Here is a 12,709-nt window from a genome sequence, read left to right as displayed (position 1 = left end):
TTCTCATGCCAGCCCGAACCGCTCCACGGCGCGCATGATGCCGCGCAGTTCGGCGAGCCCTTTCAGGCGGCCGATCAGCGAATAGCCGGGATTGATCTTCTTCTTGCCGATGTCGTCGGCAAGCAGATGACCGTGATCGGGACGCATCGGAATCCGCCAGTCGGCACGGCCTTCCCCGCGGCGGCGCGTCTCTTCCTGCATCAAGGCGAGGATGACATGCGCCATGTCGGTGCCGCCCTCGAGATGCTCGGCCTCATAGAAGGAGCCATCCTCCTCGATGGTGATGTTGCGCAGATGGACGAAGTGAATGCGGTCGGCGAATTCCTTGACCATTGCGACGACGTCGTTGTCGGCGCGCGTGCCGTAGGAACCGGTGCAGAACGTCAGGCCATTGGCCGGGCTGTCGACGGTTTTGAGGATGAAACGCGCATCCTCGGCGGTCGAGACGATGCGCGGCAGGCCGTAGAGCGAGAAGGGCGGATCGTCGGGATGGATGCACATGCGCACCCCCTCCTCTTCAGCCACCGGAATGATCTCGCGCAGGAACCAGGCAAGGTTTTCGCGCAGTTCCTTCGGGCCGATCGCATCGTATTCCGCCAGCGCCTCGCGAAAGCTGTCGCGGTTGTAGCTGCGCTCGGTCGCCGGCAGGCCGGCGATGAGGTTGCGCTCGACCTGGTCGATCTTCTCAGGCGTCAATTCCTTCAGCCGCGTCTCGGCCGCCGCGATACGAGCCGGCGTGTAGCTTGCCTCGGCATTCCTGCGCTTCAGCACGAACAGGTCGTAGGCCGCGAAGTCGATCGCATCGAAACGCAGGGCATAGCCCGTCGTCGGCAGCCGATAGGCCAGGTCCGTGCGGGTCCAGTCGACCACGGGCATGAAATTGTAGCAGATCGTCGCGATGCCGGCCTTGGCAAGCGACCGGATCGAGTCGCGATAGTAGCCGGCATAGCGCTCGCGTTCCGGCGCGCCGATCTTGAAGGAATTGTGGACCGGGATGCTTTCGACGACCGACCATGTCAGGCCGGCGGCCTCGATGATCCGCTTGCGCTCGAGCACTTCGGGCTCAGACCAGGCCCTGCCGTCATAGATGTGATGAAGCGCCGAAACCACGCCGGTCGCTCCAGCCTGCTTGACATGCTCAAGCGTCACCGGATCTTCCGGACCATACCAGCGCCAACACTGTTCCATGAAGCCTCCTCGACATTTTCGGCAACCATATTGTTGGACCACAAGGCTGTCAACAAGCCAGAACTATGGCTCCCAAAGACCGCCCTTGGCCATCTCATCCCGCATCCAGTTGATTTCTCATCGTGTTCGACGTAGCCTTGGTCCAACAAATGGCACGAGGTATTCGCGTGGAACAAGGTGATTCCGACCTGGCCGGACCGACAGACGACGCGGTGGTCAGCAGTTCGGCCGTCGACCAGACCGTACGGCAGATCCTCGATCTCATCCGCAATCGCTCGATGTCCGTCGGCGACGTGCTGCCCACCGAGCGGGAACTTTGCGAACTGTTCGGCGCCAGCCGCAACACGATACGCGAGGCGCTGCGCACGATCCGGACCTATGGCCTGATCGATCCCAAGCCGCGTGTCGGCGCGGTGCTGGCCGACCGCCAGAATGTCGCGATCCAGAATTTCTTCGCCGCCCAGATGGACATTTCGAAGACCTCCTTTCACGACATCCAGGGCTTTCGCCGCATCATCGAAGTGAGCATCGGCGACCACGTCATTCTCAACGCCAGCGCCACCGAAATCGACGGCTTGGACGAGGTGAACGGCCTGATAGAGGCCAGCAAGGATGTGCAGGAGGCCGCGCAGCGCGATTTCGATTTCCACCTCGCGCTGGTGAAGCTCGCCGGCAACCGCATGCTGGTGCAGACCTATCAGTTCCTGTCGCCGGTCATCCTGCACATCATGACGGTCGGCAAATCCATCCGGCCGATCCTCAGCGAAACACGCCGCGCCCATGGCGAGATCATCGCGGCGCTGCGCGCGCGGGACCGCATCGCCTATAGCTACCTGATGAGCCGGCATCTCGATTTCGGCTTGCGCTTCGTTCCCGACGACCTCGAAAACGTACGGACCCCAACTCCTTCCAGGGATCTGCCTTCTTCCAGGGATCTGCCTTCTTCCAAGGATTTGCACCATGTCTGATTTTGAGAACAAGGTCGCGCTGATCACCGGCACGACTGGAATAGCACTCGCCACCGCAAGGCGGCTGGCGCAGGGCGGCGCCGCCATCATAGGCTGCGGCATCGACCGGGCGGCCAATGCCGCCATGCAGGAAGGCCTCGTCAAGGCCGGAGCCAAGGCGCTGGTGCAGACAGTGGATGTCTCGGTTTCGGACCAGGTTCGCGACGCGGTCGCGGCCGGCGTCGAACGGTTTGGCGGCATCGACATCATCGTCAATTCCGCGGCGGTCCATCCCTATGGAACGGCGACCACGACCGACTGGGAAACGTGGAACAGGGCAATGACCGTCAATGTCGGATCGATCTACCTGACCGCGCATTTCGGCATTCCGGAGATGGTCAAGCGCGGCGGCGGCGCCATCGTCAACGTCGCTTCGGTGCAGGGCTTCGCCTGCCAGCAGAACGTGGCCGCCTATGCCACCACCAAGGGCGCCATCCACACGCTGACGCGCTCGCTGGCGCTCGACTACGCGGCATCCGGCATCCGGGTCAATTCGGTCAGCCCCGGCTCGATCCGAACGCCGATCCTCGAGAAGGCCGCGCGCGGCGAAGGCGGCAGCGACGCCGATGTCGAAGAGGCCTACAGGCGCTTCGGGGCGGCGCATCCGCTTGGCCGTATCGGCGAACCGGAGGAGGTGGCGGAGCTCATCGCCTTCCTGTGTTCGGCGAAAGCCGGCTTCTGCACCGGCGCCGACTACAAAATAGACGGCGGCCTGACCGCCGGCATCGGCGTGAAGTAGACCATGAAGATCGGTCTTGGCCTTTACCGGGAGTCGCTCACCCCCGACAATTTCCGCTTCGCCCGTCAGGCGGGCGCCACTCATATCGTCGCCCACCTCACCAACTATTTTCGCGGCCGCGATCCTTCGCTGTCCGCCGGCAGCGAGAAGGAAGGCTGGGGCGACTGCTCCACCGACGAACTTTGGAACTACGAGGATTTCGCCGGCCTGGTGAAGACGGTGCGCGACAATGGTCTGGAAATCGCCGCGATCGAGAATTTCTCGCCGCGCTTCTGGTCGGACGTGCTGCTCGGCGGTCCCGACAGGGCCAGGCAGATCGAAGGCTTGAAGCGGCTTGTCCGTGATGCCGGGCGCGCCGGCATTCCCTGCATCGGCTACAACTTCTCGATCGCCGGTGTCTGGGGCTGGTCGCGCGGGCCGTTCGCGCGCGGCGAGGCGATGTCGGTGGGGCTCGATCTCGCCGCCATCGACCCCGACCTGCCGCTGCCCGACGGCGTCGTCTGGAACATGCGCTACCGTGCCGGCCGGCCGAATGCCGAACCGGTGACGGTCAGCAGCGAGGAACTCTGGCAGCGGCTCGGCGGCTTCCTGCGGGAACTCGTTCCGGTGGCCGAGGAGGCCGGCGTGATGCTGGCGGCGCATCCCGACGATCCGCCGGCGGAGGCGCTGCGGGGCGCCGCGCGGCTGGTCAACCGGCCGCAGAAATACGACCGGCTGATGGACATCGTCGACTCGCCGTCCAATGGGCTGGAACTCTGCCTCGGCTCGCTGCAGGAAATGCCGGGCACGGACGAGATCTACGGACATGTCCGGCGCTTCGCCCGCACCAAACGCATCGGCTACATCCACTTCCGCAACGTGCGCGGCAAGGTGCCCAGATATCACGAGACCTTCGTCGACGATGGCGACATCGACATGGCCGAGATCGTGCGCATCCTGCGCGATGAAAACTATGACGGCGTGATGATCCCCGACCATACGCCGGAAATGTCCTGCGATGCGCCATGGCATGCCGGAAAGGCATTTGCGTTAGGTTACATGCGCGCGCTGGTCCAGAATGCCGCGGCACTCGGGCCTTCGCGCACCCAATCCACCAGCATCCGGATGCAAGCCTGATGACCATACGCGGCGGCATGAGCGCCATGTAGGCCACCGCGCGGCACGGAACCGGACCAGGCCTGGCGGGTTGATCCGGCTGGGCAGCAGGTGCCGATATGCCGTCGACCGCGATCCGGAACACACAATACGATCCCGCCACCAGGACCCTCTCCGTCTGGTTCGTGCCGAGCGGCAATCGCTATGACTATCTGGACGTTGCCCCGGCGACCTATGCCGCTTTCAGGAAGGCTTACTCGAAAGGCCGCTTCTTCAACGAATTCATCCGGGATCGCTACAGCTACCGTCGCGTGGCATGACAGCTACGCGCTTTTCCTGGAATTGCCCTGAAGCAATGCGCCATCTGCCCGAAGCCGCTCGGGATGCATGTGCGGTCGGCATGGCTGACGGGGCCTTGGACCCGCCCGGTGACCGCTCTGGCAGCCGCTTATCGCCAGCAACAGACCCAAAACCAGGAGTCTTCTTCCAACCTTGATCATCACGGCAACGCCTGGCGCGGGTACGTCTGACGGGAGCCTGAAGGCCCTCGGATCGCATTTCATCGCGTCTCGCGACAGGCCTCAGGGGTTTTGCCGGCAGTGCGACCGCCGACGCGATCGATTGCCGTTGGAATGGCAAACATTCTTGCCGCCGAAGCCCGAATGAGCGTCGGCAAACCGGGGTTGGAGGGCTTGGTTCGCCGACGCTCGACGATCGCGGTGGTTGGGGGTACTGGGGGGTCGTCGGTACCGCGAACCCTCATTTATTAGCACTTGCGAATATAAAGATACAGGGCCATTCGCGAATAAACACAGCTGATTTTGTCGAGGATTGCTGCTGGGAGCCTGCGGGCAGCAGCCATCGACCTTTTTAGGCAGGACGGAAGCCAGTTTCCAGGTGGGGATCATGCCGGCGCAGGAATTTGCGCAGCGGCAGCTCGAACCTGATGTACATCCGCCAAGCGAAAAGAACTGATGTGGCTGTGCCGATCACGATGACAAGGTCCGGAGGAATCGGAAAAGCGGTCCACACCATCAGAAGCAGCGTTATCGGCAGAGTGTGGATCAGATAGAGCATATAGGAGGCATCGCCGAGAGCCGTCCAGACGCTCGGTTTCGCGTCGATCTGCATCGTGCCGAAGACGATCATCGCCGCCGGGAGGCCGTAGACGAGCACGCGCTGGAAGCCATTATCGCCGGCGAGAAACTCCATCGTCCCCCCTCCCGGCGCTATCCCGATGAAGCCGGCGGCTATCATCGCCACGGCGCCGATCGGCAGGCACCAAACCGCCGGTTTCCACTTGGGCATGTAGGCGAGACCGACGCCGAAGCCGAACTCGATGATCAGCGGGTTGCCAAGAAACTGCGGGACCGGACCCGCCGAGCGAAACATCATCGCGAGGCCGAAAATACCGACGAGTCCGACCAGCAGTCGCCGGTCGATGAGAACGATGGTCGCGGCGGCGTAGAAAAGCATTTCGAAGCACAGCGTCCAGGCCGCTGGCAATGCTGGCGCGGTCATTTGGTCGGTGGCAGGCCACAGCAGGAGCGTCGCTAACGCGTCCCGCCAGCCGAAGCCGGTTTTGTAGGCGACGATCGCATAGGGGATGCTGATCAGCAGGTAAAGCGGAACAATGCGCCGGAACCGTCTCCAGGCGAAAGATCGCCAGGTCAGACCAGGTGCCGTCCTGGCAATGATCACCCCCGATATGACAAAGAAGATGTCTACGCCCGCGAAGCCGGCAACCTGAAAATCGTGAGGCAACAGGCCATTGGATCCGGTGGCCGTAACGGCAGTCTGGGCTGCGTGGACATAGACGACCATCAGCGCAGCGACGAAGCGAAGTACTTGCAAGGACCAGATCAAGGACGCTGCCTATATCCGTTTGAACCTTTGGTATTCGATCGCGCGCCATTCCCTTGATGATCACCACCGGAATCTGGTCGATAGCGACTCTCGGAGCTGAGGTTCAGTTAAGCTGATTCAGAATTCCCGAACTGGTGGCAACCACCAGCGCCGAATATATCTGCGTAACCATTGCGCATATGGCAGCTGCCGATATGGGCACGCCAAAGGGTACGACGCCTTTGCGATCCATGTGCTCGACATAATGGCGAAATAGTCCTGCTGGCAGCAAAAAGGGATTCTTGACCAGTGCGGCGGTGGCGATCGCAAAGACCAACAGCAACACGGAAAAGACGGCAAGATTGCTTCCCCCGATGAGAAAAGGGGTGACGCTCAACAGTTTCACATCGCCAGCCCCAATCTTGCGTAACAGCCAGAATGGAAAGAGTGCGACGAACAGGATGGAGCCGCCAATCGCACTGATGCCCATCTCCAGCCACGAGCCGGTCTGCAGTGAATGCAGTTGCAGCGCGGCAAGTCCCAAGCAGAGCAACAGCAATACGTCGCGGTTAGTGATCTTCTGCACGCTGAAATCCGTCCAGGCGATTTTTGCAAGGAGCAAAATGGCGAAAGCTTTGAACAGAAGCGCGACGGCGAGCAGCATTGGTTGCCTACCGTTCTATGTTCTGCACGCTGGATGACAGCAGCTTCAGATTGTTGGCTACCGTAGGATCGTTGGGTGCCAATTCATAGGCCTTGAGGAAATTTGCGCGTGCATCCTGCAGCTTGCCGCGCAGCAGATAGGAATAGCCGACATTGTTATAGTATTCGGGCGACGCACCCATCAGCTTGAAGGCTCGGCCATAGGCCCTGTCGGAAAGATCGAAGCGGTGGATCCGGTCGGTACAGGCGGCCAGCCCCATCCAGGCGCCGCCGTCATTGGGGGCGAGCTGCGTCGCCTTGAAGAACAGGGCGCCGGCGTTGCCGTAGTTTTCGGCGCGAAACTGGTTCTTGGCTTCCGCGACGGCCTGGTCCGAGGCGTAATATTCGACGTCGCTGACCGTCTTCAACCCATCAAAGGCATCGCCAAACGACGTTACGTCGCCTTTCGACGGCTCGTTGGTGCGGACGACACCACCCGTGGTGTCCGCGCCGTTCGTCTGGCAGCCAACAAGCGCCATCATCAACAGACTGGCTGCGGCTGCGACTGAGAGGCGCATTGGCCCTGTCATTTTATCCCCCGAGAGTCCTGCGACTCTGTTTTAGAATCAAAGCATATCCCGTTTCAGAAGAAAATGCCCTTCATGCGAATGATCACCGGCAACATGATCACCATCATCACCACCGGGAAGATGCACAGCCCCAACGGAATCATCATTTTGACGGGCAAGGAGTTGGCGCGTTCTTCCGCATGAAGAATTCTCTGGCTGCGCATCTCTTCGCTGTAGACGCGCAAAGCGTCGGTCAGGCTGGTGCCGAGCTCTTCCGACTGCCGAAAAAGGACGGCCAGCGCCCTCGCCTCGTCAAGGCCGATTCGGTCGGCGAGGTCGCGCAGCGCCTCGCGCAGCGGCTTTCCGGCACGCAGCTGCAGATTCATGATCGAAAGCTGGATGCCGAGCCATTTATGGGTGCCAGCCAGTTCGCTGCTGACACGCTCCACCGCTGCTTCCAGGCTCATGCCCGCGTCCGCGCAGGTGATCATCATATCCATGAAATCNGCTGCTGACACGCTCCACCGCTGCTTCCAGGCTCATGCCCGCGTCCGCGCAGGTGATCATCATATCCATGAAATCAGGAAAGGCGCGGCGATAGACTTCCTTCTGCGCACTCTCAAAGCGATCAAGCAGAATGCTGGGCACCACGATGCATGCGAGCCCGAAAAGAGCAGAACCGGCAAAGCCTATGAAACCGGGCATTTGAGGCGGGAGAACTCGCGACAAGAGCGCATAGGCAGCCAGAAAACCGGCACAGGCAGCAGCAAGCCGTGACAAGGTGTAAATGAGCGGAGCGCTGGTCTGATAGAAGCCGGCTCGAAACAGCTTCGCCTCGAGCGCATTTGGTTCGTCCCGTTCCTTCTCCGTCGACCGGAAATAGGCGTCGACCGGTCGCTGCGCGGATATCTTCGCGAGCAGTTCCTGTCCAGCGAGCGAGCGGCGATCGGCAATCCCTTCCGTCTTCAGGCTTTGCGCGACCAGCGTCCGCGTCTGCAGCGCCGGGAGAAACACAAGCGCGCCGAAAAGGAACAGCGCAACCGCCGCCACGAAGACGGCAGCGGAGATCAAAAAGCTCAGATCCTGGATGATCGAAAACAAGTTTTTGCTTCGCTCCCGTCAGAAATCGAAATTGACCATGCGGTACATGATGAAGTCACCCAATAGCGCCCACAGCCCGAAAATCGTGAACACCGGCAAGATCAGCGGATTGCCCCAGACGGAGCCGTAATAGGACGGGGCAAGCAGCAGAAGAATCAGGAACATGACAATGGGAAACAGTGAGATGATCCATGCGGACACGCGGCCCTCTCCCGAAAGTGCCCTGATCTTCATCCTGAGTTTCTGTCTTTCGCGCAGCACCACGGAAAGATTGGACAGGATCCCGGTAAGATTGCCGCCCGTCTTGGCCTGGATCGACAGCGAGATCGACAGCAGGTGAAGGCCCTCGAAGCCAACGCGTTGCGACAGCTTCCGCACGGCTTGCTCGATACTGAGACCAAATGTGATTTCGTCGGAAACAATGCCGAATTCGGTGCCGAGCGGATCAGGCATTTCGCGCGCTACGAGTGCGACCGCGACCGAAGCCGGATGTCCGGCGCGCAGCGAACGGACGATCATGTCGAGCGCATCCGGAAGCTGTTTTGCAAATTTCAGAATGCGCTTGTTGCGGGCGCGGCGAAGAACGAGAAGCGGCAGCCCAACTCCGATCACCAGAAAAGCGATGAGCGACGCCAACGTGGAGAAATGCAACAGGACCGACATCAGCAACGCAATCGCCAGTCCGGCGCTGAGAAACGTCGCGGCGAAAACCATTGGGTTTCCGGTGATGCCGGACTGGGTGTAAAGCCTGTTCAGCCAGATCATCCCGAATAGAAAATCGCCTGATTCCGTCAGTCCACGTTCGCGCAGCAATCCCTGCAGGGTCTGTTCCGCCGGCGCTTCGTCCGCCAGCCGCCGCAGCCGGTGGTTGATCACCCCAATTCGGGATCGGCGCCCGGCAAAGGAAAGATACAGAGCCTCGCCGGCGAGAATGACCGAAGCCGCCGCCAGCATATAGATAAAATACAGCAATGCCTGGCCGGTCGGCATCAGAGAGCAACCTGCGGGTTGAAGGCATCCTTGGCAAAATGATGCCCGAGCGTCGCTGCCTCCGGCGCAAAACGCGGACGAACGCCGGTGGCGCGGAACTCCCCGATGACCTTGCCGTCCGAGGTCACCTCACGCCGCACGAAGCTGTAGATCTCCTGCAGTTGTACGATGTTGCCTTCCATGCCGGTCAGTTCGGAAATGGACGTCACGCGCCTGCCGCCGTCCGACAGGCGCTGGGTCTGCACGATGATGTCGATGGCCGAAGCGATCTGCGCCCGGATGGACTCGTGGGTCATCGGCATGCCGGCCATGCCGACCATCTGCTCCAGCCGCGAGATCGCGTCGCGCGGCGTGTTGGCATGGATGGTGGTCATCGAGCCTTCATGGCCGGTGTTCATCGCCTGCAGCATGTCGAAGGCTTCCTCGCCGCGCACCTCGCCGACGATGATGCGGTCGGGCCGCATGCGCAGCGCGTTCTTCAGCAGCTCGCGTTGGCGGACCTCGCCCTTGCCCTCGACATTGGGCGGGCGCGTCTCCAGCCGACCGACATGCGGCTGCTGCAGCTGCAGTTCCGCCGCGTCCTCAATGGTGATCAGCCGCTCTCTCGAGGGGATGTAGCTCGACAGCGCATTGAGCAACGTCGTCTTGCCGCTGCCGGTGCCGCCGGAAACCAGGATCGACTTGCGTGCCTGGACGGCGATGCGCAGCAGTTCGATCATCGGCGGCCGGATTGAATTGAATGCCATCAAACGTTCGAGCGAATAGGGATTCTTGGAGAATTTGCGGATCGAGACCAGCGGGCCGTCGACCGAAATCGGTCGCACCGCGATGTTGACGCGTGAGCCGTCATCCAGCCGGGCATCGACCATCGGCGAGGACTCATCGACGCGCCTGCCGATGTTCGAGACGATCTTGTTGATGACCCGCAGCAGATGCGCCTCGTCGCGAAACCGGATGGCCGTCTCTTCGACGATGCCGCGTCGCTCGATAAAGACGCGCTTATGGGTGTTGATCATTATGTCAGTGATCGTGTCGTCCTTGAGCAGCGGTTCGATCGGCCCGAGACCCAGCATCTCGTCGGCGGTTTCGCTGGTAATTTGGTCAAGCTCACGCGCGTTCAGCGGCACGTTTCGGTTCCGGACAAACTCTCGAACGATCGGAAGGATCTCATTCAGGATCTCATCCTTGGAGGCACTTTCAAGCGCGGTCAGATTGAACCGATCGATCAAATGGCGATGAAGCTCGACCTTTAGTGTCAGGAAATTATCGCCATGGGACTCAATGTCGGAAGCCGGCGAAAGGACCGGCGCGACAGGCAGAACCGCCAACGAGTCGGCCTTGGTGGCTACCGGCTGCTCGCTCGCCCCCTTGATAAACCGCCCCAGCATAATCCCCTATGCTCCCCTTCACTGCATATTAGGCGAAACTAAACATTAACCACGTGCGGCACAAGCGCCAGAACGCCTGCAGGCAGTCAATACTTTCAACATAGTTAAGGACCGCTGCGGAAAAAAATCGTTTTTATTTTCACCTTTGCATTGCTCAAATTGTGGTGGCGCCTTTAGCTACGAGTATCCTGCAACCCCTGCGTGCCTCGGGCAGGTGACCCGATCCGGCAATCGGTTCTTAAGCCCTTAGATATAAAAGAATATGTCAACTAGCTAAATTAATGATTACTCAATTAGCTGGGCGGCATAATTGTGAACGAATGGTTAAGAGCGCTTGAAAAATTAGCCGAATCAAGCTCTTGCTGAAATTTAGGGCCGCGTTGAACTCGCCAGTTCATGTATTGGAGAGTTAAGGAACCATTAATCCCGTTTGACTCGGCAATTTCTCGGGACCTAGGATCGAGATGACGGGGGATGCTGGGTATGGGGTACATCCTTGGCTCTGTCTCGTCGGGTTCAAACCTCCAAAGGGAGAAATTGACATGAAGAAGCTCATGACGATGACCCGGCAGTTCCGCGACGACGAAAACGGCGCTGCTATGGTCGAATATTCAATCCTGATCGGCATCATTGCCGCGGCATCGATTGTCGCGGTCATCGCTATCGGCGGATGGGTCGGTAGCCAGTTCACCGGTCTTTGCACGAAGCTGAACGGCAAGGGTCTCGACGCTGCCGGCACCGGCGTCGGTAAATGCTGACGCTGCAAATCAACTCGTTGGAGTGATAGGCATGAAGCAGCTTATCGATCTAGCCAGGCAGTTTCACGACGATGAGAACGGCGCTGCCATGGTGGAATACTCAATCCTGATCGGCATCATCGCAGCGGCATCGATCGTTGCGGTTATTGCCATCGGCGGATGGGTCGGCAGTCAATTCACCGGCCTTTGCGTCAAGCTCGGCACAAATGGTGTTGCCGGGAGCACTTGCTAGAAATCTTCTGGGCCGGAATCGCTCGATTTCGGCCCAGGATCTTGCGCTTTGAAGGGGCTGAGATTCGCCCGGCGGGCGATGGTGGGGTGGGAAGATGCGCGCTAATACGCTTATCATGATTGTTCTCGCCGGCGTGTTCGGCGTGCTGGCGGTGGTGCTCGCCAATATCTGGCTGGCCAGCCAGCGCAATGCGATGGCGCGAACGGATGACATACCGCGCGATACGGTCGTGGTGGCGGCTGAGCCCTTGAAATTCGGCGACATGCTGACAGAGGACAAGCTGCGCGAAGTCGCGTGGCCGGCGGGCGCGGTTCCGGCCGGCGCTTTCAAGACAACGAAGGAAGCGCTGGCTGGCGAAGGCACCAAGCAGGCGTTGCAGGCGATCGGCACCAACGAGCCTGTTCTGGCCACCAAGATCACCGGCCCTGGCCAGCGCGCCACGCTTTCGGCGGTGCTCGGCGAAGGCATGAAGGCCGTTTCCATCAGGGTCAACGACGTGCTTGGCGTCGCCGGCTTTGTCTTTCCCGGCGACCGGGTCGACATACTCCTGACGCGCACGGCGCGCGGCGACGACGGCACGGACAAGAGTTTTGTCGACGTCTTGCTGCAAAGCATGAAGGTGCTTGCCGTCGACCAGGTGGCCGACGAGAGCAAGGACAGCCCGACAGTGGTGAAATCCGTGACACTGGAGGCCAGCACCAAGGATGCGCAGAAGCTGACTTTGGCGGCGGGCGCCGGCCAATTGTCGCTGGCGCTTCGCCAGGCCGCCGCCAGCAAGGGCGAGACGACCGAAAGGGTGACGCTGTCGGATCTGACCGGCGAAACGCCGGAGGACGTTGCCAAAAGGCAAGCCGAGCTCGACAAGAAGGCCGCGGCCGAAGCGGAGGCCGCGGCCGAGCGCAAGCATGCCGAGGACAAGATTGCCGGACTGACCCAGGCGGTGGAGCGGGTGGGAAGCCGCCTCGACGAGTTGGGCAAGGTGAAGCCGGCTCCGGCCGTGGTGTCGGCTCCGGAAGTCCGGGAAGTCGTCAAGGAAGTGGTCAAATACGTGCAGCCGGAGCCGCCAAAACAGGTGACGGTTGGTGTTTTTCGGGGTGTGAAGCTCGAGACATATGACGTGCCGCGACAACCATAACAGCGGCGCGGCGGTAAGTT

At 60.7% G+C, this 12,709-nt stretch carries 14 protein-coding genes; 7 read left to right on the top strand and 7 right to left on the bottom strand.

The window, feature by feature from the left end; translation table 11 throughout:
• Positions 1 to 3: 3 nt before the first annotated feature.
• Complete coding sequence (gene uxuA, locus X743_RS145530; protein ID WP_023767814.1) at positions 4 to 1,188, bottom strand: mannonate dehydratase; 1,185 nt, start codon at positions 1,186 to 1,188, stop codon at positions 4 to 6.
• Positions 1,189 to 1,355: 167 nt separating this feature from the next.
• On the opposite strand from uxuA, the gene X743_RS145535 reads away from it, so the two are divergent.
• From X743_RS145535 to X743_RS145550, 4 genes are all read left to right on the top strand, one after another.
• Positions 1,356 to 2,156, top strand: a complete 801-nt coding sequence (locus tag X743_RS145535) for a FadR/GntR family transcriptional regulator (protein ID WP_023767813.1) — start codon at positions 1,356 to 1,358, stop codon at positions 2,154 to 2,156.
• Positions 2,149 to 2,934: an SDR family oxidoreductase gene (locus X743_RS145540; RefSeq protein WP_023767812.1), complete on the top strand. Its 786-nt coding sequence runs from the start codon at positions 2,149 to 2,151 to the stop codon at positions 2,932 to 2,934. Before X743_RS145535 ends, X743_RS145540 begins: the two co-directional genes overlap by 8 nt.
• A gap of 3 nt (positions 2,935 to 2,937) precedes the next feature.
• On the top strand, positions 2,938 to 4,050 hold the full coding sequence (locus X743_RS145545; RefSeq protein ID WP_023767811.1) for a mannonate dehydratase: 1,113 nt from the start codon (positions 2,938 to 2,940) through the stop codon (positions 4,048 to 4,050).
• A 98-nt stretch (positions 4,051 to 4,148) separates the two neighbouring features.
• Positions 4,149 to 4,349: a KTSC domain-containing protein gene (locus tag X743_RS145550; RefSeq protein ID WP_023767810.1), complete on the top strand. Its 201-nt coding sequence runs from the start codon at positions 4,149 to 4,151 to the stop codon at positions 4,347 to 4,349.
• A 550-nt stretch (positions 4,350 to 4,899) separates the two neighbouring features.
• On the opposite strand, the gene X743_RS145555 is transcribed toward X743_RS145550, so the two are convergent.
• The 6 genes from X743_RS145555 to X743_RS145575 form a co-directional block, all read right to left on the bottom strand.
• Complete coding sequence (locus X743_RS145555) at positions 4,900 to 5,895, bottom strand: acyltransferase (protein WP_023767809.1); 996 nt, start codon at positions 5,893 to 5,895, stop codon at positions 4,900 to 4,902.
• A gap of 103 nt (positions 5,896 to 5,998) precedes the next feature.
• Positions 5,999 to 6,538 carry a prepilin peptidase gene (locus X743_RS145560; RefSeq protein ID WP_023767808.1) on the bottom strand — a complete coding sequence of 180 codons (540 nt, stop codon included), beginning with the start codon at positions 6,536 to 6,538 and terminating at the stop codon, positions 5,999 to 6,001.
• 7 nt (positions 6,539 to 6,545) lie between these two features.
• Positions 6,546 to 7,094 carry a tetratricopeptide repeat protein gene (locus X743_RS145565; protein WP_023767807.1) on the bottom strand — a complete coding sequence of 183 codons (549 nt, stop codon included), beginning with the start codon at positions 7,092 to 7,094 and terminating at the stop codon, positions 6,546 to 6,548.
• Positions 7,095 to 7,159: 65 nt separating this feature from the next.
• Positions 7,160 to 7,585 carry a type II secretion system F family protein gene (locus tag X743_RS1000000173580; RefSeq protein ID WP_245264296.1) on the bottom strand — a complete coding sequence of 142 codons (426 nt, stop codon included), beginning with the start codon at positions 7,583 to 7,585 and terminating at the stop codon, positions 7,160 to 7,162.
• A 619-nt stretch (positions 7,586 to 8,204) separates the two neighbouring features.
• On the bottom strand, positions 8,205 to 9,176 hold the full coding sequence (locus X743_RS145570; protein WP_023767804.1) for a type II secretion system F family protein: 972 nt from the start codon (positions 9,174 to 9,176) through the stop codon (positions 8,205 to 8,207).
• Complete coding sequence (locus X743_RS145575) at positions 9,176 to 10,564, bottom strand: CpaF family protein (protein ID WP_023767803.1); 1,389 nt, start codon at positions 10,562 to 10,564, stop codon at positions 9,176 to 9,178. Before X743_RS145575 ends, X743_RS145570 begins: the two co-directional genes overlap by 1 nt.
• Positions 10,565 to 11,106: 542 nt before the next feature.
• Here X743_RS145575 and X743_RS145580 point away from each other — a divergent pair.
• The 3 genes from X743_RS145580 (at position 11,107) to cpaB (ending at position 12,689) form a co-directional block, all read left to right on the top strand.
• Positions 11,107 to 11,322 (top strand): Flp family type IVb pilin, encoded by a 216-nt coding sequence (locus tag X743_RS145580; RefSeq protein WP_023767802.1) that lies wholly within the window; start codon positions 11,107 to 11,109, stop codon positions 11,320 to 11,322.
• Positions 11,323 to 11,353: 31 nt separating this feature from the next.
• The gene (locus X743_RS145585; RefSeq protein ID WP_023767801.1) at positions 11,354 to 11,554 is read left to right on the top strand and encodes a Flp family type IVb pilin; all 201 of its coding nucleotides are present in this window, start codon (positions 11,354 to 11,356) and stop codon (positions 11,552 to 11,554) included.
• A 94-nt stretch (positions 11,555 to 11,648) separates the two neighbouring features.
• The gene (cpaB, locus tag X743_RS145590) at positions 11,649 to 12,689 is read left to right on the top strand and encodes a Flp pilus assembly protein CpaB (RefSeq protein WP_031258213.1); all 1,041 of its coding nucleotides are present in this window, start codon (positions 11,649 to 11,651) and stop codon (positions 12,687 to 12,689) included.
• The last annotated feature ends 20 nt before the right edge of the window (positions 12,690 to 12,709 follow it).

Source organism: Mesorhizobium sp. LNHC232B00, assembly GCF_000502435.1.
GTDB lineage: Bacteria > Pseudomonadota > Alphaproteobacteria > Rhizobiales > Rhizobiaceae > Mesorhizobium > Mesorhizobium opportunistum.
This window is presented reverse-complemented; position numbering and strand designations above follow the sequence as displayed.